This is a genomic window from Pseudomonas sp. P108 (assembly GCF_032613195.1).
GTDB lineage: Bacteria > Pseudomonadota > Gammaproteobacteria > Pseudomonadales > Pseudomonadaceae > Aquipseudomonas.
Map to the genome: position 1 here is coordinate 854,494 of NZ_CP126691.1, position 25,821 is coordinate 880,314.

Genomic DNA, 25,821 nt, shown 5'->3' on the forward strand with positions numbered 1-25,821 from the left:
GACCTGGAACTCTTGATCATGGAAAGATATCTGAATTTCGTCGAGCGCTATGCGCGGGCGATTGTTTTCCTGCTGGTGGCGATTACGGCGTATTTCACCTATACGCTGGGCGCGCTGGTGTCCGACACCAACCCTTATCTGCTCAAGGAAAGCCACCCGGCGCGCAAGACCATCATCGATTTGCAGGGTGAGTTCACCGGCACGTTCGACTCGGTGATGGTGGCGCTGAACAATCCACAGACGGTGTTCAACAAAACCACGCTCAACGCGCTGTTTTCGATGTCGCAGTCGGTGCGCAAGATGATTCTGGCCAACGATGCCGACAAGGAGCAGTTGGCGCAGATCGTGGCCCGGCATCCAGACGACAGCCGTGCGCAGTTGTTGACCCGGGACATTCTCGAGGGTGGCTTTTCGCAGAACGATTACGCCAACGCCAAGGCCTTGCGTGATCATGCCCAGAGCCAGAGCTGGGACGCCCATGATCAGTTGTTCCTGACCTTTCTCGCCGAGCGGATCAACCCGATCCGCGAAATGGCCTCGATGGGCGACCTGGAAAACATCGTCCTGACCGACGACGGTGAGCTGTTGATTCACAAAACCCTGAATGCCTATGACATGGACCCGGCGCTGGTCGAGTCGCAGATCATGGGCAACGAACTGATGGTCGACGGGGTGGTGTCCAAGGACAAGAAAGTCGCGATGCTGGTGGCCGAGCTCGGCACCAAGCAGGACGACGCTCAGGCGCAACTGCGGGCTTATCAGATCGTGCGCGGCATCGTTGCGCAATATCAGGCCGAGCACCCGGAGTACAAGGACGAAATCTTCATTGCCGGTATGCCGATCTTCATCGCCGCGCAGCAGGAAATCATCGACCATGACCTGGCCGTGCTTTTTCCGATCGTGTTTTTGCTGATCACACTGCTGCTGATCTTCTTCTTTCGCAAACCGCTGGGCGTGCTGTTGCCGCTGTTCAACATTCTGTTCTGCACCATCTGGACCTTGGGCCTGATGGCGCTATTGCGCGTGCCGTTCGACCTGCTGACCAGTGTGCTGCCGGTGTTCCTGTTCACCATCTGCTGCTCGGATGCGATCCACGTGATGGCTGAGTATTACGAGCAGAAAAACGCCGGCAAGAGCAATCGCGAGGCCAACCGCGAAACCCAGCGCTTGATGGTGGTGCCGGTGGTGCTGACGACCGTGACGACCATCGCCACGTTCATGATTTCCACCACCAACAACATTGTCAGCATCCGCAATTTCGGCGTGTTCATGTCCATCGGCCTCACCGCGGCGCTGATCATTTCGCTGTTGCTGATTCCGGCGTGGATCTCGATCTGGGGCAAGGATCAGCCGCAGCAAGCCAAGGCTGTCGTGCACCAGGAATCGATCATCTCGCGGTATCTGGTGGCGTTCTGTGCCTGGATGATCCGCTTTCGCAAACCGGTCCTGATGGTCATGCTGCCGCTGCTGGCACTGGCCACGGTGTTCACGTTCCGCGTCGATATCGAAGACTCCGGCATCGCCTACTTCAAGCCGGAAAGCCACATTCGCGTGTCCGATCAGTTCATCAACCACGCCAAAGTGGCGGGGACGGCGCCGGGCTGGATCGCCATCGACAGCAAAGAACCACGCGGCGTGCTGACCACCGAAGTGGTGCAGTTCATCGACAAGCTCGACCACTTCATCAAACAGCAACCGAACGTCAGTTACGGCTATTCCCTGGCCACGTACGTCAAGCGCATGAACCTGGTGCTCAACGACATGAACCCGGATTATCTGCGGGTGCCGAATGCCGTGGAGAAGGTCACGTCAGTCAATGACGACGGGCAGGTCGAGCGTTTTGAAGTACCGGGCAATTCGCTGATCGAGCAGCACGTGATGCTGTTCGAAAACGGTGGCGGTTCGGACCTGAACAACGTGCTCAACGCCGATTTCTCCAAGGCCTTGACCCTGTACACCATGACCTCGTCGGTCGCCAGCGACTATCAGGGCATGCTCGACCGCCTCGATGCCTGGTTGCTGATCAATAAACCGGCCAACCTGGAGGTGACCCACGCCGGCACGCCGTTGATCTGGACGGGCGTACTGCAGGAAATCACTCAGGGCCAGGTGCTGAGTTTTTCCCTGGCCTTGCTGGTCGTCACGTTGATGATGATGTACTGGCTGAAATCGGTACGCTTGGGAGTGCTGGGCATGTTGACCTTGCTGACCACGTCGGTGACGGTCTACGGCTTTATGTTCCTGTTCGGCATCGAGCTGAACATCGGCACGACGCTGGTGACGTTCCTGGTGGTCGGTGTGGTCGATTACGCAGTGCACCTGCTGTCGCGCATCAAGTTGCTGGTGCAGCAGGGCATTGAGATCGACGCGGCTATTTTGCAGGCGATGCACAGCGTCGGCCGTTCGACGGTGATCAACGTGGTGATCTTCTCGGTAGGCTTCATGGCGCTGCTGTTTTCCGACTTCAAGCCGATTGTCGATCTCGGCGCATTGGTGGCGATGGCACTGTTTTCCAGCGGGGTCATGACCATTGTCCTGGTGACGCTGGTATCGCCGTGGTTCTTTGCGGCGATTGCGCCGGTGCATGCGCCGGTTCAAGCGCTGCGCACAGAAGGGGAGGCGGTGCCGGGCTGATTCGCCAACGACCGGGTGCGCCTGCCCTGAGACGGCAGGCGAGCCCGGTCATGCGGCGCAGAAGGGTTTTCAGTTCAGTGTATTGACCGGGTTTTTTTCGCCATAACGGGCAATGCGCTCGAACTGGCATTCCTGGCGCGCATCGTTGAGGTTGCTTTCGAACGCTTCGAGGCCGTCGTGCAATTGCTGCAAATCGCCGATCTGGGTCACCAGTTCGGCTTTTTTTTCGGCAATGGCTCGTTGCGCCATGTCCCACGGGAATTCGTCGCCGCGGTAGTTGTTGAGGATCACCTGCAGCTCTTTGAGCTTGAAGCCCAGTTGCTGGGCGCACTTGATGAACGTCAACACCTCGACACTTTGCTGGCTGTAGATGCGGTATTTACCTTCACGCTTGGGTTCGGGCAACAGGCCGATTTCTTCGTAGTGGCGAATGCTTTTGACAGTGGTGCCCGACAGCTGGGCGGCTTTGCCGATATACATAAAGGTCCGTCTCGATGGTCAAACATAGCTAGCGCAATCAGGCGTCATGCCTGATCGGCGGCGATTATATGTCCAATAGCATCACAAGATTGCAGCTGTGCGTAAAAGACGCGCACAGGCGACGGGCGGGCACCGACAGGAACCCGCAGACGGACTGACGACGGCCACGCGCCGTCAGTGTTTCAGCCGTGTTACGTCAGCAGGCGGCGCTCACGCGGGCTTGCTCCAGCCAGTTTTCGCGCTGTTTCGGTTTGGAGCCTAGAATTGGCCCGAAGGTCAGCGTCTTCAATGGCTTGATCCCGCAGAATTCCAGGGTGGTCTTGCGCATCTGATGCAGCCCCGGCATGCCGTAGACCCATTTGTAATACCAGTACGGCGTGTCCATGGTCACCAGCAGATGCGCAGTGCGGCCCTTGAGCAGCTTGTCCGGGAACGCTTTGCCTTCGCGATACTTGAAGGCAAAACCGGGCAGGAAAATCCGGTCGACAAATCCCTTCAGCAACGCCGGAATCCCGCCCCACCAGATCGGATAGACAAACGTCAGGTGTTCAGCCCAGGTGATGTCGGCCTGGGCTTGCAGCAGATCCGGCTCCAGTGGCTGAATCTTGTTGTAACCCTCGTGCAGAACCGGGTCGAACGCCAGCGCGTCCAGGCGCAACAGGCGGACGTCATGCCCGGCGTCTTTGGCCGCCTGCACGTAGGTCTCACTCAATGCCCCGCAAAAACTGTCGGTGGAGGGGTGACCCAGAATCACGAGCATTCGTTTGCTCATTGTGTGTACTCCTGAAATGAAGCCTGCAGGATAGAGTCTGCCCCTAGCGGTAGAGTCAAGGCATCAGCGCATCGAGCAGGGCACGGGCGTAACCGGGCAGGTGGTCGAAATCCCGCGCGCACAGTTTCAAGGTGCGATTCGCCCAGAGGTCGTCGAGCGGACGGCAGATCAGCGCATGCAGGGGGGCCCAACGCTCGACGGCAACCTTGGGCACGATGGCCAGGCCCGCGCCTCGAGCGACCATGCGCATGACACCGTCAAAGCCATCGGTGCGGATGCGGATGGTCATGCGCTGGCCGATGTGCAGGGCCTGTTCCTCCAGATGAATGGCCAGTGCGCTGATGGCGCTGAGCGTCACGTAGTCATGCGCCAGGGTTTCGCCGAACGTCAGCGAGGCCCGACTCGCCAGGGCATGACCCGGCGGCAAAACCAGCACCAGTGGATCATCGCGAAACGCGCGGGTTTGCAAGCCGCTGGTGTCTACCGCATCAGACACGATGCCCAAGTCTGCCGCGCCCTGACGCAGGGCGTGAGTGATGCGGGCGCTGGGCAGTTCTTGCAGATCGATATCCAGATTGGGATGGTCGCGCAAGAAGTCCGCGAGCACTTCCGGCAGGTATTCGGTGATCGCCGTGGTGTTGCACAGCAAGCGCACCTGACCTTTGACGCCTTGGGCATAATCGGCCAGATCCTGCTGCATGCGTTCGGCCTGTTGCAGAAGGATGCGCGCATGGTGGGCGAGGGCTTTGCCGGCGGGCGTCGGGGTGACGCCACGGCGGCCGCGCTCAAGGAAATCGCTGCCGAGCGAGGCTTCCATGGCGCGGATTCTGGCGCTGGCGGCGGCCAGGGATAAATGGCTGCGGGCGGCGCCGGCGGTGATATTGCCGGTGTCGAGGATGTGCAGATAGAGGCGCAGGTCGGTGAGGTCGAAGTGCATGGTTGGCAGCCTCTGGTTTTTGTGGTGTCTGGGCGGCCCCCTTCGCGAGCAGGCTCGCTCCCACATTGGATGGGTGTCGTACACAAATCCCCTGTGGGAGCGAGCCTGCTCGCGAAGGGGCCAGAAGACTCAATGGAAAAATCAGCCTCTTGCTAAAAGAGAGGCACCCTCAGTATATGGCAGATTTTCAGCCAACCCGGACTGGCGCAGAGTAGCGCCATGAACACACTCACAGATTTCTACCAACACCTCGGTCTAGCCCTGTCCTTGCTGGTCATCACGACCTTCATCCTCGCCGGCCTGATCAAAGGCGTGATCGGCCTCGGCCTGCCCACCGTTGCCATGGGCTTGCTCGGTCTGGCTATGGCGCCGTCGCAGGCAGCCGCACTGCTGATCATTCCGGCAACCCTGACCAATGTCTGGCAACTGGCATTCGGCGGGCATTTGAAAGGACTGATCAAACGCCTCTGGCCGATGCTGCTGATGATCTTTCTCGGCACCGGCGTCGGCACAATGTGGATCGGCATGGCAGGCGGGCAGTGGGTGGTACGCGGACTCGGCGCGGCACTGTTGCTCTACGCGTTGAGCGGCTTGTTTCTGCCAACGCTGAGTGTCAATCCACGTCATGAAGGCTGGCTGGGTCCGGCGTGCGGTTTGATCACGGGTGTAATCACTTCGGCCACCGGCGTCTTCGTGATCCCGGCGGTGCCGTACCTGCAAGCGCTGGGGTTAAATCGCGATCAACTGGTGCAGGCGCTGGGCCTGTCCTTCACCGTTTCAACGTTGGCACTGGCCGCTGGATTGCTCTGGCGCGGCGCCCTCGGTGGTGGCGAACTCACTGCCTCACTGCTGGCGTTGATCCCGGCGGTGCTGGGCATGTTGCTCGGTCAATGGCTGCGCCAGAGGATCAGCGCCCTGCTGTTCAAGCGCGTGTTCTTCATCGGTCTGGGCGCGCTCGGCGCCCATTTATTGATCAGCGGTTAGCCGAGGCCTCGCTGAGCATTTCAATCTGGCGGATATCAAAATCACGCTCCAGATAATCCATGCGTCGCTCAAAGAATGCCTTCATGTGCGGCAGATTCGAGTGCACGTCGAGATGCGCCTGGGACGCCCAGATCTCGTAGAAGATGAACAGCGTCGGATCTTCCTTGTCGCGCAGCATGTGGTACTCGATACAACCCGGCTCAGCGCGACTCGGCTCGACATAGGCACGAAACAGCGCTTCGAAAGCCTCGGCTTTTTCCGGGCGGGTCTTGGCGTGCAGGATAAAACCCAAGCGTTCACTCATCACAACGACTCCTCAAATTCAGAATGCCGCGGATGTTATTGCAACAATCGACGATAGATTCGTGCCTTTTGATCAAATGTATTTTGCGCAATCAGGCCTTATTCCGCGCGAGGCGGATCGTTAACCTGCCGCCATTCCAGTTTCCCTTCTCCATCCAGCCCACTGGCTGCGCCGAGGCTTTCTCATGAAAAAAGTGCTGTTGCTCAATGGCGGTAAAAAATTCGCTCACTCCGACGGTCGCTACAACGCCACCCTGCATGAGGCCGCGCTGAGCGTGCTCGATCGTGGCGGTGTCGATGTGAAAACCACGTTCATCGACGAGGGCTACGACGTTGCCGAAGAGGTGGCGAAATTTCTCTGGGCCGACGTGATCATTTATCAGATGCCTGGCTGGTGGATGGGCGCGCCATGGACGGTGAAAAAGTACCTCGACGAAGTCTTCACCGAAGGCCACGGCAGCCTCTACGCCAGCGATGGCCGCACCCGTTCCGATGCGTCGCAGAAGTACGGCAGCGGTGGCCTGATTCAGGGCAAGCAATACATGCTGTCGCTGACCTGGAATGCACCGCAGCAGGCGTTCGATGACCCGACTGACTTCTTTGAAGCCAAAGGCGTGGATGCGGTGTACTTCCCGTTTCACAAGGCCAATGAATTTTTGGGCATGACCGGGTTGCCGACCTTTTTGTGTGTCGACGTGATGAAACGTCCGAACATCGAGGCTGATGTGGCGCGTTATGAGCAGCATTTGACCGAGGTGTTTGGTCTCAAGGGCTGAATGGTTTCGGGCTACTATCGGTGGTAACAGCAAAAGATCGCAGCCTGCGGCAGCTCCTAAAGAGAGTTGCAGTCATCTGCGATCTTGGCGATTTCAAAGAGGACACCCGTGAAAGCCAGATCCGATGAGTTGCAGATTTTCGTCTGCGTGATCGAATGCGGTTCGATTTCCGCCGCCGCCGAACAGGTCGGGCAAACGCCGTCGGCGGTCAGCCGCACGTTGTCGAAGCTGGAAGCCAAGCTCGACACCACGCTGATCAACCGCACCACGCGGCGCATGGATCTGACCGAGGAGGGCAAGTATTTCTTCGAGCAAGCCAAGCTGATTCTCGATCAGATGGAGCAACTCGAAGAGCGCCTGTCCTCGCGCCAGCAAACCCCATCCGGGCGCTTGCGGATCAATGCCGCATCACCGTTCATGCTCCACGCGGTGGTCCCGTACATCGACGAATTCCGTCGGCTCTATCCGGATATCCAGCTCGAACTCAACAGCAATGACCTGATCATTGACCTGCTGGAACAAAGCACCGACATCGCCATCCGTATCGGCACTCTCGCCGATTCGACGCTGCACGCGCGCTCGCTCGGCTGCAGTCCGCTGCTGATCGTCGCCAGCCCCGCCTACCTGGAAAAACATGGCGCGCCGCAGCAAGTTGCCGATCTGAGCGAACACACCTTGCTTGGCTTCACCCAGAACGAAGGCCTCAATCAATGGCCGCTGCGCTATGTGCACGGCGACCGCTGGCCGATCACCCCGGCGATCAGTGCTTCCAGCGGCGAGACCGTGCGCCATTTGGCGCTGGAAGGGCAGGGCATCGCTTGCCTGTCGCACTTCATGACCATCGATGACATCCGTGCCGGGCGCCTGAAAGTCCTGCTCGGCGAATTCAACAGCGGTTATCGCCAGCCAATCAACGCCGTTTACTACCGTAACTCGCAACTGGCGCTGCGCATTCAATGCTTCCTCGACTTCATCCAGAGCAAACTCGCGGCTTACGCCAGCGCCGACTTCAAGGGCTGATTCGTGACCTCTGCGCAAGAGTGAATTGGGCGGGGACGGGTTTTTCCCCCCGGCTCACGGGCAGATACTCGTCCCATCACTTACTCACGCAGGGAGTTTCTCCATGAACGTATTCGTCACCGGCGCTGCCGGTTTTATCGGCGGCTCGATCGCTACCGGTCTGGTCAAGGCCGGGCATCAAGTCACCGGTCTGGTGCGCAGCGCCGAACAGGCTGAAGAGCTGAAAGCCATCGGGATCACCCCGGTCATCGGCACTCTCGACGACAAAACACTGCTCGCCGAACAGGCCCGCGCTGCCGACGCGGTGATCAACGCCGCCAGCAGCGACCATCGCGGTGCAGTTGAAGCGTTGCTCGATGCCTTGCGCGGTTCCAACAAAGTGTTCCTGCACACCAGCGGTTCGAGCATCGTCGGTGATGCCTCGGGCGGTAAATCCAGCGATGTCATCTACTACGAGGACAATCTGCCGGAGCCGACCGTCGACAAGGCCGCCCGCGTGGCCATCGACAACCTGATCCTCGCGGCGGCGAAGGACGGCGTGAATTCCGCCGTTATCTGCAACACGCTGATCTACGGCCACAGCCTGGGCGTCAATCGCGACAGCGTGCAATTGCCACGACTGCTCAAGCAAGCACGCAAAAGCGGCGTGGTGCGCCACGTCGGTACCGGCCAGAACATCTGGTCCAACGTGCACATCGAAGACGTCGTCGCCCTCTACCTGCTGGCGCTGACCAAGAACGTCCCGGGCACGTTCTACTTTGTCGAAAGCGGCGAAGCGTCGTTCATCGACATGACCACCGCCATGGCCGAAGCGCTGAATCTGGGTCAACCGCAAGACTGGCCGCTGAAAGACGCCGAAGCCGAATGGGGCTACGAAATGGCCAACTACGGCCTCGGCTCCAACAGCCGAGTGCGCGGCGAACACGCCCGCGAACTGCTGGGCTGGGTGCCGAAGCGTACGTCGGTGGTTGAATGGATTCGTAACGAAATGGAGTGAGTCGTCCACCAGCTCCCACAGGTTTTGCGCATTTCTGTCTGGAGGAATGCGATCAAAACTGTGGGAGCGAGCCCGCTCGCGAAAGCGGTTTTTCAGTCGATAGAGATGTTGAATGTGAAGCCGCCTTCGCGAGCAGGCTCGCTCCCACATTGGTTTCTCGTTCACCGAAAAGCCATGTAAATCCCTCCCCCTGATTTTCATTAATCACGACAAGACATACCTATTAGCGACACGCCTTGCCTCTCCACGAAAATTACTTTCATGCGGTTTGAAATCTCGTTCTCGAAATGATTTATGAGTTTCACAACCCATACGAACGTGACCCTTTCGAGGAGTACCGCATGACGCCTTCCTTCGGCTATTGGCTGCTGGTCTATGCCGCCGTCGCCATCATCGCGCTGATCGTGTTGATCGCCCGTTACCGGCTCAATCCGTTCATCGTCATCACCCTGATTTCCATCGGCCTGGCGCTGGTGGCCGGGATGCCGCCGTCGGGTGTGGTGGGGGCGTATGAGGCCGGGGTGGGCAAGACGCTGGGGCATATCGCGCTGGTGGTCGCGCTGGGGACGATGCTCGGCAAGATGATGGCCGAGTCCGGTGGCGCCGAGCAGATGGCGCGCACGCTGATCGACAAGTTTGGCGAGAAGAACGCGCACTGGGCGATGGTCTGCATCGCCTTCCTGGTGGGCCTGCCGTTGTTCTTCGAAGTCGGTTTCGTGTTGCTGGTGCCGATTGCATTCACTGTGGCGCGGCGCGTCGGCGTGTCGATTCTGATGGTCGGTTTGCCGATGGTTGCCGGCCTGTCGGTGGTGCATGCGCTGGTGCCGCCACACCCGGCGGCGATGCTCGCGGTGCAGGCGTATCAGGCGTCGGTCGGGCAGACCTTGCTGTATGCGATTGCCATCGGTATTCCGACCGCGATCATTGCCGGCCCGCTGTACGCCAAATTCATCGTGCCGCGCATTCAATTGCCGGCGGATAACCCGCTGGAAAAGCAATTTCTCGACCGCGAACCGCGCGACAAACTGCCGGGTTTCGGCATCACCATGGCGACCATTCTGTTGCCGGTGGTGTTGATGCTGATCGGTGGCTGGGCCAACCTGATTTCCACGCCGGGCAGCGGCTTCAACCAGTTCCTGTTGTTCATCGGCAACTCGGTGATTGCGCTGCTGCTGGCGACCTTGCTGAGCTTCTGGACGCTCGGCATCGCCCAGGGCTTCAACCGCGAATCTATTCTCAAATTCACCAACGAATGTCTGGCGCCGACTGCCAGTATCACGTTGCTGGTCGGTGCCGGTGGTGGCTTGAACCGCATTCTGGTGGATGCCGGTGTGACCGATCAGATCGTCGGCCTCGCTCATGAGTTTCACTTGTCGCCGCTGATCATGGGGTGGTTGTTTGCTGCGTTGATGCGCATCGCCACGGGTTCGGCAACCGTGGCGATGACCACCGCGTCCGGCGTGGTCGCGCCAGTGGCCATTGGTCTGGGTTATCCACACCCTGAGCTATTGGTGCTGGCGACCGGCGCGGGCTCGGTTATCTTTTCTCACGTCAACGACGGCGGCTTCTGGTTGATCAAGGAATACTTCAACATGACGGTCGCACAGACGTTCAAGACCTGGACCGTGCTCGAGACGCTGATCTCGATAGTCGCGTTCGGCCTGACCGTCGGCCTTTCTTACCTGCTGTAACCGGAGCCCGCCGCCCATGGACATCCTCTACCAGATCCGCGCCCGTCAGGATTCCTTCAGCGCCGGTGAAGGCCGCATCGCCCGTTTGATGCTCGATGACGTTGGTTTCGCCGCCAGCGCCAGCCTCGAAGACCTCGCGCAACGCGCCGAAGTCAGCACCGCCACGCTGTCGCGTTTCGCCCGCACCGTAGGCTGCCGCGACTTGCGTGATCTGCGCCTGCAACTGGCTCAGGCCAGCGGCGTTGGTAGCCGTTTTCTCGACCCGGCGGGCACGCCTGAACAGTCGGCGTTCTATGGGCAGATTGTCGGCGACATCGAAACCACCCTGCGCCAGCATCTGGCCGGATTCGATGAATCACGCTTTGCCGATGCGGTGAAGATGCTCGGCCAGGCACGAATGATTCAAGCCTTCGGCCTGGGCGGTTGCTCGACCCTGTGCAGCGACGAATTGCAGGTACGCCTGGTGCGCCTCGGCTACCCGATTGCGGTGTGTCATGACGCGGTGATGATGCGCGTCACCGCCGCCAGCCTGAATTCCGAGCAAGTGCTCATCGTCTGTTCGCTGACCGGCATCACCCCGGAGTTGCTTGAGACTGTCGAACTGGCACGTAACTATGGCGCGCGCATTCTGGCGATCACCCGCGCCGATTCGCCGCTGGCGCAACTGGCCGACATTGTCCTGCCGCTGCAAGGTGCGGAAACCTCGTTCATCTACAAACCGACGGCGGCGCGCTACGGCATGTTGCTCGCCATCGACGTGCTCGCCACTGAGCTGGCGCTGGCCAATCCTGAAGACAATCAAGAACGTCTGCGGCGGATCAAACTCGCCCTCGACGAATACCGTGGCGGCGACGATCACCTGCCGCTGGGAGACTGACATGCTGTACGACACCCTGATTCGCAATGCCCTGATCATCGATGGCAGCAACGTGCCCGGCTACAAGGCCGACGTGGCGATTCGCGATGGCCGCATCGAGCGTATCGGCGACTTGCACGATGCCACCGCCAGCGAGGAAATCGACGCCGCCGGTCGCGTGCTGGCGCCCGGTTTTATCGACGTGCATACCCACGACGACACCGTGGTGATTCGTCAGCCAGAGATGCTGCCCAAGCTCAGCCAGGGCGTGACCACCGTGATTGTGGGCAACTGCGGGATCAGCGCCTCGCCCGTGACATTGAAGGGCAATCCGCCCGACCCGATGAACCTGCTCGGCACAGCGGCGGCATTCGTTTATCCACGTTTCAGCGATTACCGCGCGGCGGTGGAAGCGGCCAATACCACGCTGAACGTGGCGGCACTGATCGGCCACACGGCGCTGCGCAGCAATCATCTGGATGATTTGTTCCGCACCGCGACGCCAGAAGAAATCGCGGCGATGCGCGAACAGTTACGCGAAAGCCTTGAGGCTGGTGCGTTGGGTTTATCCACAGGTCTGGCGTACGCCAGCGCCTACAACGCATCCACCGATGAGGTGATGCAACTGACCGAAGAACTCACGGCCTTTGGCGCGGTGTATACCACCCATTTGCGCAGCGAATTTGCCCCGGTTCTGGAAGCGATGGATGAGGCTTTTCAAATCGGTCGACATGCGAAATCGCCAGTGATCATTTCCCACCTCAAATGTGCCGGTGTCGGTAACTGGGGGCGCAGTCCCGAGCTGCTTGCATCATTGGAAGAGGCCGCGAAAACCCACCCGGTCGGCTGCGATTGCTACCCGTATGCGGCGAGTTCTTCGACGCTGGATCTGAAGCAAGTCACCGATGCGCATCGCATCACCATCACCTGGTCGACGCCGCACCCGGAAGTCAGCGGTCGCGACCTGATCGACATCGCTGCCGAATGGAATCTGCCGCTGCTCGATGCCGCCAAACGCCTGCAACCGGCCGGCGCGGTGTACTACGGCATGGACGAGGCGGATGTACGAAGAATCCTCGCCCATCCGTTATCGATGGTCGGCTCTGACGGACTGCCCGAAGATCCGTTCCCGCATCCGCGCCTGTGGGGTGCTTTCCCACGGGTTCTCGGACATTTCAGTCGCGATGTCGGGCTGTTTCCGCTGCACACCGCCGTGCACAAGATGACCGGACTGTCGGCGGCGCGATTCGGGCTGAAAGAGCGCGGTGAGATTCGTGAAGGTTATTGGGCGGATCTGGTGTTGTTCGATCCGGCGACCGTGCGTGATGTAGCCGACTTCCACGACCCGCAACGTGCGGCGCAGGGCATCGATGGCGTGTGGATCAACGGTGTTTTGAGTTATCGCGATGGGCAGGCGAATGGTCGCAGGGAAGGGCGCTTTCTCGCGCGACAGGGTGATCTGCGCGACAATTTTCACTGAGGTTTCGCGGACTGCGTCACAGTGATGGCACATTGCGACTAAAGAAAGTCATCAACAGGCCGAATTGCTGACATCCACCCCGTCTACACTGTGGGGCCAATCAGTCAGGGAGCACCCCATGAGCTTCGGCAAAACCACCCCGATCCTGCGGATCTTCGATGAAGCCAAAGCTGTCGAGTTCTACGTCGATTTTCTGGGTTTCAAGATCGACTGGCAGCATCGCTTCGAGGCGAATTTTCCGTTGTATCTGCAGGTGTCGCGTGGTGAATGTGTGCTGCATTTGTCCGAGCATCATGGCGATGCGTGCCCGGGTTCGGCGCTGCGTATCGAGACGGACGAGCTGGAGGCGTTTCAGCAGCAGTTGGTGGCCAAGGATTACAAGTTCTCCCACCCGGGTATTCAGGCGATGCCGTGGGGGAGTCAGGACATGACGATCGTTGATCCGTTTGGTAATCGGTTGGTGTTTACCAACGCGATCAGCCTCTGAAGCGAAAAGCCCCTCACCCTAGCCCTCTCCCAGAGGGAGAGGGGACTGACCGAGTTGTCTGACGCTATGCACCGACCTGAAAGATCTGCAGCGATTATGGATTCACAGCAGCACTTTCAGGTCGGTGTATTTAGCGAACATCCCACTGTTGGCCCCTCACCCTAGCCCTCTCCCAGAGGGAGAGGGGACTGACCGAGTTGTCTGGCGCTATCCACCGACCTGCAAGACCGGGTCGATTATGGATTCACCGCAGCACTTTCAGGTCGGCGTATCAAATCAATATCCCCCGTTCGGCCCCCTCTCCCTCCGGGAGAGGGCTGGGGTGAGGGAAAATGACACACCACAAAAAGAAGCCCGCCATCCAACCCATCCAGTTGGGCAGCGGGCTTTTTCGTTACTCGGTCGGCACTAACCTGTCCAACACGCGATTGACGGCCATTTCCGCCACCATCACCACTTGCGCAATGCCCTGCAGGGTTTTGCGGTGAGTGCCTTCAACCTGCGCGGCATGGTTGTTGAGCATGACCGTCGCCGAACCGAGGGTTTCGCTGGCGTCGGCCAGCAGGGATTCGGTGTCGGCATTGGGGTTGGCCATGTACAGCGTGTTGGGAGTGTAGGGCGTAGCCATGAGGTCGGCGTTCGTCGGACCGAGATAATGGTCGAGCGCGCGCTCGCCGGCTTCGTGGAATTTCTTTGAGTCGGGGGATTCGTAGGGGGAGGCCGGGTCAGTGGCCGGCGGGTTTGGCGTTATCTTGAACATAGCTGTGTTCCCTTTGTTGAGCGGCCACCCTTTGGCTACTAAACGAAAGGGTGGCAGCTGTACGCAGGTTAGTAGACCGGGGAACTCAGCTAAGCCGGCGCGCCGAAGCGCCCTGCGTACAGCCACCATCAAGCTCAGATACGCGAGTACCTGTGATGAATGTACGACCAGCAGAATTACCACCGGGCTACTAAACCCGATCACTGGGAATCAGTGACGCAATCAAGTTACGCAGCATGCTCAGGGCGCACAAGCCGGCGGATTCTGGCTTAGGCGTAGGTTACGGCGCAAGGATTTGTGGGCTGTTTCGCGTAACGCTGAGTGTCTTTAAACACCGTTGGTGCGGGATGTTTATTGCGCTCAAGTATCGAAGATTTACCTGTAGGAATTGGGTGCGGCAACTGGCGCATTCGCGAGCAGGCTCGCTCCCACAGTTGATCTCGGTTGCTCACAAAGTTGATGTTCACCGACGACCCAATGTGGGAGCGAGCCTGCTCGCGAAGAGGCCGGAACAATCACCCGCGATGCATCTGCCGAAACTCCCCCGGCGGCATCCCCCGCCGACTCTTGAACGTGCGATGAAACGACCTCGGTTCGGTAAACCCCAGATACTGCGCAATGTCCTGAATCGGCAGCGCGCTGTTGAGCAAATAATGCTCAGCCAGTTCCTGGCGCAGGTCATCGAGAATCTGCTGATACGACGTCCCCGCCTGATGCAACTGCCGCTGCAACGTACGCACTGAAACGGCTAGCTGCTCGGCGACTTGCTCCTTGCGCGGCAGACCTTCCTTGAGCAACTGCCGCAGAATGTTTTTCACCTGCTGTTCCAGCGACGCATCCTCCAGCGTCGCCATCAATCCCATCGCGTGTTCTTCCAGCGTGCGCAGTAACTGCGCATCCGCCTGACGCAACGGCAACTGCAAATACGCCAGCGGCACGACCAGCGCCGAATACGGCTGATCAAACAGCACCGGGCAATCGAAAAACGCTTCGTACTGCGCCGGTGTGGCCTCGGCCGGGCAGGAATGTTCCAGCCAGACCCCGGCCGGCGACATCTGTGTATCGGCAATCCAGCGTGCATAGTGCAGCCACGACCCCATCACGTTTTCCACCAGATGCCGACGAATTCGCGGGCGCTGATAGCGACAGGTCCAGATCAGATGCACATGGCCGTCCTGCACCTCGGCGCGGCTGACGCCCATGTCCCCCACCAGTTTCTCGAACGGCATGATCCGGCTCATCGCATCGCCCAGCGTCGCGCAGTTCATGGTGATGTAACCGAGCACGCTCCACGAATTGGGCAGGACGAAATTCGCCGCGTTGAGCCCGAACAACGGATCGCCCGAGTGCTCGCAGAAATAATCCAGCAAGCGTTCATGCGCCTCACCGGGCAAACGCAGGGTGTTGTCGCTCAACTGCTGCGCCTGTAAACCCGCCGCCGCCAACGCCGGCTCGATAGCCATGCCCAAGTGTTCGGCATGGCGCAGGTACTTGAGCAGCGGCGGAACCGAGGTGAAGCCAAGCGATTGCATGATCCCATTCCTTTGATCAATGGCGGCGGAGGCGGACGAATAGCCTGAAAGGTAATTTGAAACCCCGACTAAAGTAAATGGCTGACGCTTGCGCGACGTTTGACTCAATTGGCTACACGAACTGGCCGGATGCGACCGTGACACTTTGCGGCCGCTGGCTAGTATGGAGGCCTGAAATATCACTGATCTGACGGTTAGAAGGACACACGCATGCGACGCTGGAACGGCTGGGGAGATGCAACCACGGTGGTCGAACTGCCGGCCCAGGGCGCGGAGTTTCTTCATGAGCGACTGGGTGAGGGGCGCGCGCTGCCCGATGCCACACTGGAGACCGCATTGACCCGCGTGTCGGCTTCGCGATTGCCGGCGCACAGCTTGTACAGCGTCGATGCGCATGACCGTTTGTTGCATGCGCGGGGCCAGAGCCTGCCGGACTGGCTGGCGTTGCGCGAAGGTGCGCTGGGCAATTATCCGGATGCTGTGGCGTTCCCCGAGACCGCTGAACATATTCGCCAATTGCTGGCGCTCGCTCACGAACAGGACCTGTGCCTTATCCCCTATGGCGGCGGCACATCGGTGGCCGGCCACATCAATCCACCGGATTCGGCGCGGCCGGTGGTGACGGTTTCGCTGGCGCGGATGAATCGCCTGATCGACCTCGACGAACAGAGCCTGCTGGCGACGTTTGGTCCCGGTGCGAGTGGGCCGCAGGTGGAAAGTCAGTTGCGTGCGCGGGGCTACACGCTGGGGCATTTCCCGCAGTCGTGGGAGCTGTCGACGTTGGGCGGTTGGGTGGCCAGCCGTTCCAGCGGTCAGCAGTCGTTGCGCTATGGCCGGATCGAGCAATTGTTTGCGGGCGGAACCTTGGAAACCTTTGCCGGACCTTTGGAAATTCCAACGTTCCCGGCCTCAGCGGCAGGCCCAGATCTGCGCGAAGTGGTGCTCGGTTGCGAGGGACGTTTCGGGATCATTTCCGAGGTCAAGGTGCGGGTCAGCGCCTTGCCCGCCGATGAGCGTTTCTACGGTGTGTTTCTACCTGATTGGCCGCAGGCACTCAGCGCCATCCGCCAATTGGCTCAGGCGCGCGTACCGCTGTCGATGCTGCGCCTGTCCAACGCCGTGGAAACCGAAACGCAACTGGCGCTGGCCGGTCATCCGCAACAAATCGCCTGGCTGGAAAAGTACCTGAACCTGCGCGGCGCAGGCTCGGGCAAATGCCTGCTGACCTTCGGCGTAACCGGCAATCGTCGACAAAACGCACTGTCGCTGAAACAGGCACGACAACACCTCAAAGCCTTCGGCGGCGTCTTCACCGGCACCTTGCTCGGCAAGAAGTGGGCGCAGAACCGTTTCCGTTTTCCTTACCTGCGCGAGAACCTGTGGAATGCCGGTTACGTGGTCGACACCCTCGAAACCGCTACCGACTGGAGCAATGTCGACAACCTGCTCAACCTCATCGAAAACAGCCTGCGCGAGGCCTTGGCCGCCGAGGGCGAACGCGTGCATGTGTTCACCCACCTGTCCCACGTCTACGGCGAAGGTTCGAGCATCTACACCACTTACGTGTTTCGCCCGGCGGCTGACTATCCGGCGACGCTGGCGCGCTGGAAAGCGCTCAAACAGGCGGCCAGCCAGACCATCGTCGACAACCACGGCACCATCAGTCACCAGCACGGCGTCGGCAAGGATCACGCGCCGTACCTGCTGCGCGAGAAGGGCGCATTGGCGATGGATGCCTTGCAGGCGCTGAGCAAACACTTCGATCCGGCCGGGCGCCTCAACCCCGGCACGCTGTTGCCGGAATGACGGCCATGAGTCAGGACTGGAACGCCGCGTGGCGCCAGCAGATTCTGCCGACGCTGGCCGAGGAAACCTGGGATCTGATCGTCATCGGCGGCGGCATCAGCGGCGCTGGCATTCTGCGTGAAGCCGCGCGCCGAGGTTGGCGCTGCCTGTTGCTGGAGCAGCGCGACTTTGCCTGGGGCACCTCCAGCCGATCATCGAAAATGGTCCATGGCGGTTTGCGTTATATCGCCAAGGGCCAGTGGCGCCTGACCCGCGACTCGGTGCGCGAGCGCCAGCGCTTGCTTGACGAAGTCCCGGGACTGGTCGAGCCGATGAGTTTCATGATGCCGCACTATCGCGGCGGCTTTCCCGGACCTCGGGTGTTGGGTGGTTTGCTGAGCGTTTATGACGCCTTGGCCGGGCGTCGCAGCCATCGTTTTCATGATGCGCAACAGCTTCGATATCTGGCACCTGGGGTGAAGGAAATCGACTTGCTCGGCGGCACCAGTTTTGTCGATGCGCTGACCGATGATGCGCGGCTGGTGATGCGTGTGTTGAGCGAAGCGCGGGCCGATGGCGCTGTCGTGGTCAATGGCGTTCGCGTCGAACATTTGCTGCGAGAAAACGGCCGTGTTTGCGGCGTTCAGATCGAAGATTGCGAGGCGGGCACAACCCTGAAATTGTGCTGCGACGTGCTCGCCGTGGCGACTGGCGCGTGGGCTGAACGCCTGCGGCCGATGGAGGCACCACGGCAATTGCGGCCGTTGCGCGGCAGTCATTTGTTGCTGCCGGGGTGGCGTTTGCCGGTGGCGCAGGCGTTCACGTTTCTGCATGAGCGCGACCGGCGTCCGGTGTTCGTTTTCCCATGGGAGGGCGCGACAGTGGTCGGCACCACGGACCTCGATCACCGTGAGGATCTGGATCAGAGCGCGAGCATCAGCGGCGAAGAGCTCGACTACCTGCTGGCCGCCTGCACGCAACAATTTCCCGGCGCGCAAGTGAGTGCTTCGGATGTGCTGTCGACATGGTCCGGCGTGCGTCCGGTGGTCGGCAGTGCAGCGGGTAATCATCAAGACAAACCCTCGAACGAAACCCGTGAACATGTGCTGTGGCAGGAGCCCGGTTGCGTGACCCTGGCCGGCGGCAAGCTGACCACGTTTCGTCCACAAGCCATCGAAGTGCTAAAGGCCTGCGCGGCCATGCTCGAACGTCCGTTGGTCGATGACGCCGCGCCGGTGTTTGCCGCTGTCCCTGCGCTGGCGATTCCAGAGTTGAGCAGCCATCAATGGCGACGTCTCGCCGGGCGACATGGGCGCGACTTGCCAAGGCTGGCGCAACTGCTCAGGGAGATCGGTCATGACACGGTCGGCGCTACAGATACGCTGTGGGCCGAACTGGCCTTCGCCTGTGAGACGGAAATGATCCTACACCTCGACGATCTGCTCCTGCGCCGCACGCGTCTCGGTCTGCTGTTGCCGCGCGGTGGCGAAGACTATTTCGCCGCCATCCGCCAACTCTGTCAGCCACGACTGACCTGGAGCGACGAACACTGGCAGCAGGAAGAACAGCGTTATCAGGCGTTGTGGCAATGCCATCACGGTTTGCCGGATGCCACGCCTTGATGCCCCTTGAAGAGAGCTCCATGGATAACCACCCGAACAAGCGTTACCTGCTGGCGATCGACAACGGCACCCAGAGCGTGCGCGCGCTGCTCTTCGATCTGCAGGGCAATCTGCTCGGCAAAGGCAAGGTCGAACTGCAAGCGTACTACTCGACGCAACCGGGCTGGGCCGAGCAGGATCCGGAGTATTACTGGGCGAAACTCGGCGAGGCATGTCAGCAGGTCTGGGCGCAGACTGGCATCGACCGTTCGCAGATTGCCGGCGTTTCCCTGACCACTCAGCGCGGCACGGTGATCAACGTCGATGCCGAGGGCAAACCGCTGCGCCCGGCAATTCTGTGGCTCGATCAACGGCAGAGCGAGGTCGAGGGCGGGATCAAAGGACCGTGGGGCTGGTTGCTCAAACTGGTCGGCGCGCAGGGTACGGTGGATTATTTTCGCGCTCAGGCTGAGGCTAACTGGATAGCAAAACACCAACCTGAAGTGTGGGGGGCGACTGACAAATTTTTGCTGCTGTCGGGGTTTCTTACTCATCGACTCTGCGGGCGTTTTGTCGACTCCGTAGGCTGCTGCGTCGGCTATCTGCCGTTCGATTTCAAACGGCTGAAATGGGCCGCGCCGAGTGACTGGAAATGGCAGGCGCTGGCGGTGCGTCCCGAGCAATTGCCGAGCCTGCACAAACCCGGTGAAACCCTCGGCTACATCACCGCTGAAGCCGCTCGCCACACCGGCATTCCCGAAGGCTTGCCGCTGATTGCTGCAGGCGCTGACAAGGCGTGTGAAGTGGTCGGTGCCGGCGTGGTCGATGCGAGCACGGTGTGCCTGTCTTACGGCACCACGGCAACGATCACCAGCACCCGCTCGCGCTATCTGGAAATCGTTCCGTTGATCCCGCCGTACCCCTCGGCAGTGCCGGATCAATACAACTGCGAGGTGATGATTTATCGCGGTTACTGGATGGTCAGCTGGTTCAAGAACGAGTTCGGTCTGCGTGAGATGCAGCAGGCCAAAGAGCAGGGCGTCGAGCCGGAGCAACTATTCGATGCATTGGTCAACGCGGTGCCGCCCGGCTCGATGGGTTTGATGCTGCAACCGTACTGGTCGCCGGGGATTCGTGAGCCGGGTGTTGAGGCGAAAGGCGCGATGATTGGCTTCGGCGATGTGCACACTCGCGCGCATATTTACCGGGCGATTCTTGAGGGATTGGCGTATGCGTTGCGTCAGGGCATGGAGAATATCGAGCGGCGTTCGAAGGTCTCGGTCAAGCGTTTGCGCGTGGCCGGTGGTGGTTCGCAGAGTGATGCGGCGATGCAGCTGACGGCGAATATTTTCGGCCTGCCGGCGGAGCGTCCGCATGTGTATGAGGCGTCCGGTCTGGGCGCGGCGATTTGCTGTGCGGTGGGGTTGGGACTGCACGCGGATTTCCCCACGGCCATCGCGGCGATGACTCGGGTGGGCGCGGTGTTCACCCCGCAGCCCGAGGCGCAGAAAATCTATGAGCAACTGTACAAAGAGGTCTACCTGCGCATGTACCGCCAGCTTAAACCGCTGTACCAGAGCATCCGCAAAATCACCGGTTACCCCGCTTAGCTGACCACCACAAATCCCTTGTAGGAGTGAGCCTGCTCGCGATAGCGGAGGGTCAGTCAGCATCTATTTGACTGACACACCGCTATCGCGAGCAGGCTCACTCCTACAGGGGACGGTGGTGTTTTTGATATCGGGTAATTGGCGCCATCGGAGACTTTTTCTGGTGAGATCGGACAGTGTCAGCGGCGGGGTCGGTTGTTAGGCTCATCCCCCACGGCACCGCCAATAAGAACCAGAAGCAATGAAACTGACTTCCCTCCTCTTGCTGCTTTGTGCAACGGCCCCGAGCGCCTGGGGCTGGTCGAACCATACGGTGGGCAGCTATCTGGCATTGCAGGAACTGCCGGCGTTGCGCGATACGCCAGCGGTTGCAGTCGAGCCACTGGAGCAGTTTCTCACTGAGCAATACCCGGCCGTGCTGGCGCTGTTGGAGCAACAGGAAAGCTTTGCCCGCGAGCACTTCGCGCAATACCCACCACGCCCCGATAACCTGAAATTGCCAGCGGTGCCCAGTGACAATCTGCGCCACGACTTTCTCACGGCACTGCGCATCAATCCCGAGATTTACCTGGCGATGGTCATCCAGCCATTGCCCGGCAAAGACCTGCCCGAACGTGAGCATTTGCAGGCCAATCAGGTCATGGTCGAGCAAACCCTTTCGCCGTGGAATCGCCAACGCTTCATCGTGGTCGCCGATCATGAAAAAGTCGCTCCGCTGGCCATACTCGCCAGCGCCGCCGACGAGCCGGATTACGGTCACGACATCAACTTGTTCAGCGACAACCCAGGCAACGTCGGCGCGGTCTATGGCTTCGGCCCGCAACCGTTCGGTGATGCGCGTTTCCAGTACAGCTCGCAGGCGCCGTTTCATATGGGCTTCTTCCATGAAAGCGCGGTGGTGTACGCCGCTGCCGGTTTCCTTGAGCGCAGTTGGCTGGACTGGCGCGCCTATCAATACATGGGCCTGGCGCGACTGGCGTTTGCCAGCGGTCATCCGTATTGGGGTTATCGCTTTCTTGGCTGGGGCCTGCACCACATTCAGGACCTGACCCAGCCGTATCACGCCAAGCCCTTGCCGGGCGTCGACCTCGCCAGTCTTCTGCTGCTTGAAGGCAAGGCGCTGGCCGGTTTCGCCGCCGACAAACAAGCCTCGATCGAACGCGTCGCCACTCGACATATGGAAGTGGAAAAGTACCAATCGACCTGGCTGCGCCGCGTGCTACGCACCGGTCAGGCGCATCCGATGCTCGCGGCTTACGCCGACGTGGCTCAGGACAAAAGCTACCCGCCGTACTCGGTCGACTACCTGCGCGAAGTGGTCAGTGCCGAGTCGGTCAACGACTCCGCCGCCTTCGACGAAGCCATCGGCCAGTGGCTGGAAACAGCGCCCGTCAGCAGTGATTTCAGCAGCGGCAATCAACTGCAACGAGAAGATTTCGACCACCCGGCACTCAACCAGCAGTTGTTCAAGTTGCTCGGGCATTTCGGCGCGCACAGCCGGATTTACGTCAGCGCCGGATTGGCGCCGTAGCGTGGCAACGTACACCAAAACAATAAAAACACAGGGAAGGAGGAACACATGATCAACACTCGATTGCGCCTGACGGGCGCCGCGCTCCCCGGTGTCGGCCTGGCCGGGTTGCTGCAACTGTGCGCAGTCGATGCGGCGCACGCGGTGGAATTCAGCTTCATGGACAAGCAGGTCACCGGCTCCCTCGACACGACCTTGTCTTACGGCCGTTTGTGGCGGGTGCAGGGCCGCGACAAGACTAACGATGACGTCAACACCAACGACGGCAATCGCAACTTCGACACCGGGCTGGTTTCCGAGGTGTACAAGATCACCTCCGAGCTTGAAGCCAACTATCAGAACTATGGCGTGTTCGTGCGCGGCACCGCGTTTTACGACACGCAACTGATGGACAAACGCAACGACTACTACGACAACAACAGCCCCTCGCAACCGAGCCAGAGCTACCCGCAGGACAACCATTTCACCAGCCAGACCCGCGACATCGCCGGCAGCCGCATCGAGATGCTCGACGCCTACGTGCATGGCAGTTGGGACGTTGCGCAGATGCCGGTGACCGCGCGCGTCGGTCGACAAGTGTTCAACTGGGGCGAGGGGATTTTCTATCGTGGCGGTATCAACACCACCAACCCGGTGGACGCCGCCAAGTACCGTTTGCCCGGCGCCGAAGTGAAGGAAGTGCTGGTGCCGGTGGAGGCGCTGAGCTTCAACATCGGCCTGACCGATTCGCTGACCATGGAGAGTTTCTACCAGACCAACTGGAAGGAAACCCGTATCGACCCGGTCGGCACGTTTTATTCGCAAACCGACCTGTTCGCCGACGGCGGCAACACCGGGTACAACAACTTCAGCGGCACGGCGCTCGACACACCGGTGCCGGGGTTTGGCAACGTCATCGGTTTGTACAGCGCACTCGGCAACAACCCGCTACTGAGTTCCGCCCTGCAAAGCACCGGGTTGTACGCCAACGGCGTGACCCCGGCCTACGGCAATACGCTCAAAGTCGCGTCCATCGGCAAGGACTACAACGCGCGCAACGATGGCCAGTTCGGCTTTGCCTTTCGCTACATCGCCGAACAACTCAACAGCACCGAGTTCGGTTTGTACCTGGTCAACTACCACGCCAAGGAGCCGACCATCGCGGCGGATCTGGGCGGCTACAAAGGCATCGACATGGATGCGCTGACCAACCTGTTGTCCGGTGTCGCTGGCAGTCAGGCCGGGGCGCTGGCCAATGGTCTGGCCACCGCTGATGTGATGGGCAATATCCAGGCGCATCGGCGCTATGCCGAAGACATCCGCATGTACGGTTTCAGCTTCAACACCACACTGGGCGAGGCATCGGTGTTCGGCGAAATCGCTTATCGGCCGAACCTGCCGATCGGTGTCGCAGCCACCAACGATTTGATCGGTGACCTGGCCAACGGAGCTGCCGTGGCGGTGACGGGCAGGTCGATCAACGTCGGCGGGCAGATGGTCAATCTCAACAGCGAGATCAACAACGCCGAACGCGTCGAAGCGTTCAACACCTCGCTCGGCACCATCTACAACTTCGGCCCGACCGCTTCGTTCGACTCGCTGTTCGGCATCTTCGAACTGGCCTCGGAACACCTGCGCGGCAGCAGTCTGCAATACACCGGGTATGACGGCAGCCGTCGCTACTATGCCGGCACCGGTAACTATTCCTATGTCTCCGGCGGTGATCGCGACGATCAGGTCAACCGCAATTCCTACAGCTACACGGCGATGCTCAACGGCACCTGGAACGACGTGTACGCCGGGGTCAACGTCTCGCCGTACATCGTTTACAAGGACGATTTCGAGGGCAACAGCTACCAGGCCGGCAACACCATCGAAGGTCGCAAGGCCTACACGCTGGGGATCAAGGCCAATTACCAGAACAAGCTCGAAGCCGAACTGCAATACACCGAGTTCTACGGCGGCGGGCAAAACAACGGCATTCGCGACCGCGACAACGTCGGGTTCAACCTCAAGTATTTCCTTTAAAGGCTACACACAGCCCCTGTGGGAGCGAGCCTGCTCGCGAAGAGGCCGGGACATTCAACATTGATGTCGACTGACCCACCGCTTTCGCGAGCAGGCTCGCTCCCACAGGTTTTGTATTTTTGGAGAAAGTCATGATTCACACTTCAAGACTGACAAAAACATCGCTAGCGCTGTTTCTGACCCTGGCTGCCAGCACCGCTCTGGCCGCCATCACCCCACAACAAGCCGAACAACTGAAAACCACCCTGACCCCCATGGGCGCCGAGCGCGCGGGCAACGCCGCCGGCACGATTCCTGCGTGGACTGGCGGCATCACTCAAGCCCCGGCCGGCTACAAACCCGGCCAACACCATCCCGATCCGTACGCGGCCGACAAACCGCTGTTCACCATCACCAAAGCCAATCTCGACCAATACAAAGCCCACCTCAGCCCCGGCCAGATCGCCCTGTTCAACAGCTACCCCGACACCTTCCAGATGCCGATCTACCCATCCCGGCGATCTGGCTCGGCACCGCAGTGGCTGTACGACAACACCCTGAAAAACGCCACCTCGGCCAAGCTGCTCGAAGGCGGCAGCGGCTTCTCCGATGCCTACGGCGGCGTGCCATTCCCGGTGCCCAAGGATGGCGTCGAAGTGCTGTGGAACCACATCACCCGCTACCGCGGCATCTACGTCGTGCGCCGCGCTTCCGAAGCGCCGGTACAACGCAACGGCAGCTTCGCGCTGGTGACATCGCAGCAGGAAGCGCTGTTCAACTACTACCGGCCGAACGGCCAGTTCGCCGACCTGAAAAACATCCTGTTCTACTACCTCGCCTTCGTGAAAAGCCCGGCACGATTGGCCGGCGGTGCCGCACTGGTGCACGAAACCCTCGACCAACTCAAGGACGCACGTCAGGCCTGGATCTACGACGCCGGCCAACGCCGCGTGCGCCGCGCACCGAATCTCGCCTACGACACGCCGATCGCTTCATCCGATGGCCTGCGCACCGCCGACGACACCGACCTGTTCAACGGCTCGCCGGACCGCTATGAGTGGAAGCTCAAGGGCAAACAGGAAATCTACATCCCCTACAACAACTACAAAGTCGCCAGCCCCGACGTGAAGTACGCGCAATTGCTCTCGCCGGGCCACCTCAACCCGCAATACACCCGCTACGAACTGCACCGCGTGTGGGTGGTGGAAGGCAACTTGAAACCGGGCTCGCGGCATATCTATTCCAAGCGAGTGCTGTTTCTCGATGAAGACAGCTGGGGCGCCGCGCTGGTTGATCAATACGACGGGCGAGGGGAGTTGTGGCGGGTGTCGATGGCCTATCTGAAAAACTTCTATGACCTGCCGACCACGTGGAGTGCGCTGGACGTGTTCCACGATTTGCAGGCGCGTCGTTATTACGTGCAGAACCTTGATAATGAAGAGGCGGAGACTGTCGATTTCGCACAACCGGTGCCGGAGGATGCGTACTTCATGCCGTCGGCGTTGCGGCAGCGTGGGACGCGGTAAGTGATTGCGCTGGCTGTTCTTGGGTGGATGGATGTTAGTCTCGATCAATGATTTTTGCTTGATAGCAGGAGGC

Annotated in this window: 21 protein-coding genes; 15 read left to right on the forward strand and 6 right to left on the reverse strand. The window is 60.1% G+C overall.

What is annotated here, in order from left to right; all coding sequences use genetic code 11:
* Positions 1-18: 18 nt before the first annotated feature.
* A complete protein-coding gene (locus QOM10_RS03605; protein ID WP_316917588.1) occupies positions 19-2,634 on the forward strand; it encodes an efflux RND transporter permease subunit in 2,616 nt (871 codons plus the stop codon).
* Positions 2,635-2,703: 69 nt separating this feature from the next.
* Here QOM10_RS03605 and QOM10_RS03610 read toward each other — a convergent pair whose 3' ends face one another.
* From QOM10_RS03610 to QOM10_RS03620, 3 genes are all read right to left on the reverse strand, one after another.
* Positions 2,704-3,114, reverse strand: coding sequence for a MerR family transcriptional regulator (locus tag QOM10_RS03610; protein WP_127925750.1), 411 nt, complete (start codon positions 3,112-3,114; stop codon positions 2,704-2,706).
* 196 nt (positions 3,115-3,310) lie between these two features.
* The gene (locus tag QOM10_RS03615; protein WP_127925751.1) at positions 3,311-3,886 is read right to left on the reverse strand and encodes an NAD(P)H-dependent oxidoreductase; all 576 of its coding nucleotides are present in this window, start codon (positions 3,884-3,886) and stop codon (positions 3,311-3,313) included.
* A 55-nt stretch (positions 3,887-3,941) separates the two neighbouring features.
* Positions 3,942-4,823 (reverse strand): LysR substrate-binding domain-containing protein, encoded by an 882-nt coding sequence (locus QOM10_RS03620; protein WP_316917589.1) that lies wholly within the window; start codon positions 4,821-4,823, stop codon positions 3,942-3,944.
* 219 nt (positions 4,824-5,042) lie between these two features.
* Here QOM10_RS03620 and QOM10_RS03625 point away from each other — a divergent pair, with 219 nt between their 5' ends.
* Positions 5,043-5,807, forward strand: coding sequence for a sulfite exporter TauE/SafE family protein (locus tag QOM10_RS03625; RefSeq protein WP_127925754.1), 765 nt, complete (start codon positions 5,043-5,045; stop codon positions 5,805-5,807).
* Here QOM10_RS03625 and QOM10_RS03630 read toward each other — a convergent pair.
* On the reverse strand, positions 5,797-6,111 hold the full coding sequence (locus QOM10_RS03630) for a putative quinol monooxygenase (RefSeq protein WP_127925755.1): 315 nt from the start codon (positions 6,109-6,111) through the stop codon (positions 5,797-5,799). The genes QOM10_RS03625 and QOM10_RS03630 overlap by 11 nt on opposite strands.
* 184 nt (positions 6,112-6,295) lie before the next feature.
* Here QOM10_RS03630 and QOM10_RS03635 point away from each other — a divergent pair, with 184 nt between their 5' ends.
* The 7 genes from QOM10_RS03635 (at position 6,296) to QOM10_RS03665 (ending at position 13,417) form a co-directional block, all read left to right on the forward strand.
* Complete coding sequence (locus tag QOM10_RS03635) at positions 6,296-6,886, forward strand: NAD(P)H-dependent oxidoreductase (RefSeq protein ID WP_038357444.1); 591 nt, start codon at positions 6,296-6,298, stop codon at positions 6,884-6,886.
* 108 nt (positions 6,887-6,994) lie between these two features.
* On the forward strand, positions 6,995-7,906 hold the full coding sequence (locus QOM10_RS03640; protein WP_095119571.1) for a LysR family transcriptional regulator: 912 nt from the start codon (positions 6,995-6,997) through the stop codon (positions 7,904-7,906).
* Between the two features lie 103 nt (positions 7,907-8,009).
* Positions 8,010-8,903 (forward strand): NAD-dependent epimerase/dehydratase family protein, encoded by an 894-nt coding sequence (locus tag QOM10_RS03645; protein ID WP_316917590.1) that lies wholly within the window; start codon positions 8,010-8,012, stop codon positions 8,901-8,903.
* Positions 8,904-9,244: 341 nt separating this feature from the next.
* Positions 9,245-10,594, forward strand: coding sequence for a GntP family permease (locus tag QOM10_RS03650; protein ID WP_150705846.1), 1,350 nt, complete (start codon positions 9,245-9,247; stop codon positions 10,592-10,594).
* Between the two features lie 16 nt (positions 10,595-10,610).
* A complete protein-coding gene (locus QOM10_RS03655) occupies positions 10,611-11,471 on the forward strand; it encodes a MurR/RpiR family transcriptional regulator (protein WP_316917591.1) in 861 nt (286 codons plus the stop codon).
* 1 nt (position 11,472) lies between these two features.
* Positions 11,473-12,930 (forward strand): D-aminoacylase, encoded by a 1,458-nt coding sequence (locus tag QOM10_RS03660; RefSeq protein WP_316917592.1) that lies wholly within the window; start codon positions 11,473-11,475, stop codon positions 12,928-12,930.
* A 118-nt stretch (positions 12,931-13,048) separates the two neighbouring features.
* A complete protein-coding gene (locus QOM10_RS03665; protein WP_034154383.1) occupies positions 13,049-13,417 on the forward strand; it encodes a glyoxalase superfamily protein in 369 nt (122 codons plus the stop codon).
* A gap of 394 nt (positions 13,418-13,811) precedes the next feature.
* Here the strand turns inward: QOM10_RS03665 and QOM10_RS03670 are convergent, their stop codons facing one another.
* Together QOM10_RS03670 and QOM10_RS03675 are read right to left on the reverse strand one after the other, a co-directional pair.
* Positions 13,812-14,177 (reverse strand): DUF6124 family protein, encoded by a 366-nt coding sequence (locus tag QOM10_RS03670; RefSeq protein ID WP_316917593.1) that lies wholly within the window; start codon positions 14,175-14,177, stop codon positions 13,812-13,814.
* Positions 14,178-14,692: 515 nt separating this feature from the next.
* Entirely contained in the window at positions 14,693-15,709 is a 1,017-nt protein-coding gene (locus QOM10_RS03675) for an AraC family transcriptional regulator (protein WP_316917594.1), read from the reverse strand.
* 210 nt (positions 15,710-15,919) lie between these two features.
* Between QOM10_RS03675 and QOM10_RS03680 the strand changes: the two genes are divergently transcribed.
* The 6 genes from QOM10_RS03680 (at position 15,920) to QOM10_RS03705 (ending at position 25,748) form a co-directional block, all read left to right on the forward strand.
* On the forward strand, positions 15,920-17,515 hold the full coding sequence (locus QOM10_RS03680) for an FAD-binding oxidoreductase (RefSeq protein WP_316917595.1): 1,596 nt from the start codon (positions 15,920-15,922) through the stop codon (positions 17,513-17,515).
* A gap of 5 nt (positions 17,516-17,520) precedes the next feature.
* Positions 17,521-19,116 (forward strand): glycerol-3-phosphate dehydrogenase/oxidase, encoded by a 1,596-nt coding sequence (locus tag QOM10_RS03685; RefSeq protein ID WP_137218901.1) that lies wholly within the window; start codon positions 17,521-17,523, stop codon positions 19,114-19,116.
* 20 nt (positions 19,117-19,136) lie between these two features.
* Positions 19,137-20,705: an FGGY-family carbohydrate kinase gene (locus tag QOM10_RS03690; RefSeq protein WP_316917596.1), complete on the forward strand. Its 1,569-nt coding sequence runs from the start codon at positions 19,137-19,139 to the stop codon at positions 20,703-20,705.
* Positions 20,706-20,946: 241 nt separating this feature from the next.
* Positions 20,947-22,236, forward strand: a complete 1,290-nt coding sequence (locus QOM10_RS03695) for a phospholipase (RefSeq protein ID WP_316917597.1) — start codon at positions 20,947-20,949, stop codon at positions 22,234-22,236.
* Positions 22,237-22,284: 48 nt separating this feature from the next.
* Positions 22,285-24,243 carry a DUF1302 domain-containing protein gene (locus tag QOM10_RS03700; protein ID WP_316917598.1) on the forward strand — a complete coding sequence of 653 codons (1,959 nt, stop codon included), beginning with the start codon at positions 22,285-22,287 and terminating at the stop codon, positions 24,241-24,243.
* 131 nt (positions 24,244-24,374) lie between these two features.
* On the forward strand, positions 24,375-25,748 hold the full coding sequence (locus tag QOM10_RS03705) for a DUF1329 domain-containing protein (protein WP_316917599.1): 1,374 nt from the start codon (positions 24,375-24,377) through the stop codon (positions 25,746-25,748).
* The last annotated feature ends 73 nt before the right edge of the window (positions 25,749-25,821 follow it).

Coding starts and splice junctions, on each gene's coding strand:
- QOM10_RS03605 (WP_316917588.1), top strand. CDS start 19: ATGGAAAGATATCTGAATTTCGTCGAGCGCTATGCGCGGGCGATTGTT.
- QOM10_RS03610 (WP_127925750.1), bottom strand. CDS start 3,114: ATGTATATCGGCAAAGCCGCCCAGCTGTCGGGCACCACTGTCAAAAGC.
- QOM10_RS03615 (WP_127925751.1), bottom strand. CDS start 3,886: ATGAGCAAACGAATGCTCGTGATTCTGGGTCACCCCTCCACCGACAGT.
- QOM10_RS03620 (WP_316917589.1), bottom strand. CDS start 4,823: ATGCACTTCGACCTCACCGACCTGCGCCTCTATCTGCACATCCTCGAC.
- QOM10_RS03625 (WP_127925754.1), top strand. CDS start 5,043: ATGAACACACTCACAGATTTCTACCAACACCTCGGTCTAGCCCTGTCC.
- QOM10_RS03630 (WP_127925755.1), bottom strand. CDS start 6,111: ATGAGTGAACGCTTGGGTTTTATCCTGCACGCCAAGACCCGCCCGGAA.
- QOM10_RS03635 (WP_038357444.1), top strand. CDS start 6,296: ATGAAAAAAGTGCTGTTGCTCAATGGCGGTAAAAAATTCGCTCACTCC.
- QOM10_RS03645 (WP_316917590.1), top strand. CDS start 8,010: ATGAACGTATTCGTCACCGGCGCTGCCGGTTTTATCGGCGGCTCGATC.
- QOM10_RS03650 (WP_150705846.1), top strand. CDS start 9,245: ATGACGCCTTCCTTCGGCTATTGGCTGCTGGTCTATGCCGCCGTCGCC.
- QOM10_RS03655 (WP_316917591.1), top strand. CDS start 10,611: ATGGACATCCTCTACCAGATCCGCGCCCGTCAGGATTCCTTCAGCGCC.
- QOM10_RS03660 (WP_316917592.1), top strand. CDS start 11,473: ATGCTGTACGACACCCTGATTCGCAATGCCCTGATCATCGATGGCAGC.
- QOM10_RS03665 (WP_034154383.1), top strand. CDS start 13,049: ATGAGCTTCGGCAAAACCACCCCGATCCTGCGGATCTTCGATGAAGCC.
- QOM10_RS03670 (WP_316917593.1), bottom strand. CDS start 14,177: ATGTTCAAGATAACGCCAAACCCGCCGGCCACTGACCCGGCCTCCCCC.
- QOM10_RS03675 (WP_316917594.1), bottom strand. CDS start 15,709: ATGCAATCGCTTGGCTTCACCTCGGTTCCGCCGCTGCTCAAGTACCTG.
- QOM10_RS03680 (WP_316917595.1), top strand. CDS start 15,920: ATGCGACGCTGGAACGGCTGGGGAGATGCAACCACGGTGGTCGAACTG.
- QOM10_RS03685 (WP_137218901.1), top strand. CDS start 17,521: ATGAGTCAGGACTGGAACGCCGCGTGGCGCCAGCAGATTCTGCCGACG.
- QOM10_RS03690 (WP_316917596.1), top strand. CDS start 19,137: ATGGATAACCACCCGAACAAGCGTTACCTGCTGGCGATCGACAACGGC.
- QOM10_RS03695 (WP_316917597.1), top strand. CDS start 20,947: ATGAAACTGACTTCCCTCCTCTTGCTGCTTTGTGCAACGGCCCCGAGC.
- QOM10_RS03700 (WP_316917598.1), top strand. CDS start 22,285: ATGATCAACACTCGATTGCGCCTGACGGGCGCCGCGCTCCCCGGTGTC.
- QOM10_RS03705 (WP_316917599.1), top strand. CDS start 24,375: ATGATTCACACTTCAAGACTGACAAAAACATCGCTAGCGCTGTTTCTG.